The organism is Aquiflexum sp., assembly GCF_041749095.1.
GTDB lineage: Bacteria > Bacteroidota > Bacteroidia > Cytophagales > Cyclobacteriaceae > Aquiflexum.
Map to the genome: position 1 here is coordinate 1 of NZ_JBGTCA010000160.1, position 2,048 is coordinate 2,048.

General features: G+C 44.5%; 2 protein-coding genes. Both read left to right on the forward strand.

The features are described 5' to 3' along the window. Positions 1-865, forward strand: an 865-nt coding sequence (locus tag ACEW8O_RS07855) for a hypothetical protein (protein WP_373494069.1), incomplete at its 5' end; no start/stop codon positions are given. A gap of 230 nt (positions 866-1,095) precedes the next feature. Continuing rightward, the coding region (locus tag ACEW8O_RS07860) for a cytochrome c (protein WP_373494070.1) at positions 1,096-2,048 on the forward strand (953 nt) is incomplete at its 3' end.

Sequence of the window (2,048 nt, forward strand, 5' to 3'; positions counted from 1 at the left end):
TTTAATGATGATGGCAGTGATTGTATTTTACTGCCCAAAAACCCTTGCACAGGAAGGGACAGAGGTTTCAGATGAAGTATTGTTGGAACTTTACAAGGGTGCCAGGGTAAATGATGTCGTGGATGGCATGGTGACAGTAGGCTATATGGATGTGGGTGTAATGGACCAAAAGATTGCCCCGCTTTGGAAAGATGTCGAAACGATGAGCCACCGGATTTCAGGAATTGCTGTCACAGTGAGGTATGGCCCAACCAATAGACCCATGCATCCCGGAGCTGATTTGACCAAGCCTGAAAATTATGAGGAATACCGAAAATGGCGTGGAATGTGGTACTCGCAACTTTCCACAGAACCCTTTCAGGAATATATTAAACCAGGTTCCATTATCGTTATGGATAACAAAGATGACAATGATACGGGAACCACCGGTTCAAAAAATATAATGGACTGGCAGGAAAAAGGGGCAGTTGGTCTGGTGGCAGCTGGAGGAGTACGGGATATCGATGAAGTGAACCGGCAAAAGAATCCAGTCTACATGAATTATTTTGAGCGTGGCAGAGGAGAAAGGATAGGAAGAAACGAAGTTATAGATGTGCAGCGGCCGGTTGTGGTTGGAGGCTGTCTGGTTTACCCTGGGGATGTGATAGTTGCCGATGCAGATGGCGTGGTAGTGGTCCCCAGAAGGGTGGCCGTTAGGGTTGGTCAGATTGCCTATATGGAACTGGTGGATGATATGAAAGGCCGTAAGGAGCTTTACGAAAAAACCGGTCGGAAGATTGACGAAACAGTTTCCGTTCCTGAGGAGCCAGCTGAGTTTTTCAAACGGCATGGATTACCAAGTGATCCAAATAAACCCGATAATTGATCTAAAAATCAATCAATCCAGAATTTACCCTATTTATCTGATATAGGGTATATTTCTATAAATATCCTCAATGATGCAAGTAACTGTATAACACCAATGGCAAGTTTGACTAAATCAGAAACTCAGTCCGAGCAATCGGGATCCAACTTCGCCACTTCTGTCTTCTTGATCCGTGTAAACCTTTACAATACATTTATAATAAAGAACCGAATTGAACACTAATTCCCCGAATGAAACAGCAGCTTTATGGCTTCATCGCCCTTACATTCTTGATATCCAATTTTCTACTTTCCGCGTGTCATCCTTCAAATGTATCCAGGGAAAATCGAATTTCAACAGATGAGGATGTCATTGGTAGCGGTCAGGTAATGTTTCAAAACCACTGTAGTGGCTGCCATAGTTTTGTGCAGGATGGAATCGGACCTCATTTGGGTGGATTGACGGAAGAGGTTAACGTCGGGTGGATCAGGGATTTTATCCAAAATCCGGCAGAAATGATCAATTCAGAAGATCAAAGGGCAAAGGAAATATTCGGAAGGTTCGAAAGTTACATGCCGCCATTTGACCATTTGCCTAACGAAGAAATAGATGCCATCATCGCCTATATGCACCAGTATCCTGAGCCGGACGACAAGGTGGTTTTGCGGACGGATGAAATTGACAATCCCATCCCAGAACCCATTCCTCTATCAGGTTGGGTGGTTGAGCTTGAATTGATGCACCAATTTCCCGCATCAAGTGAAGAAATGCCTATTACCCGAATCAACAAGCTGGATTATAGGCCGGATACCAAGCAACTTTTCATGTTGGATCTAAGAGGAAAATTATACCAATTGGAAGAAGGAACCGAAAAAGTTTACCTGGATATGGCGACTCAAAAACCGGATTTTATCCCCGTCCCCGGATTGGCAACTGGCTTTGGAAGTTTTGCCTTTCACCCGGAATTTTCGCATAACGGCCTGCTGTACACAACCCATACCGAACCCGCGGGGACCGGACCTGCTGATTTCTCCTATGCAGATTCTATAAAAACCACCTTGCAATGGGTCTTATCTGAATGGAAAACCCAGGCAATAACCGAAGTCCCCTTTGTTGGAAACAGCAGAGAATTGTTTCGCATTGATATGTTTTCCGGTGTTCATGGGGTCCAGGAAATTACATTTAATCCGAAAGCCCAACCTGG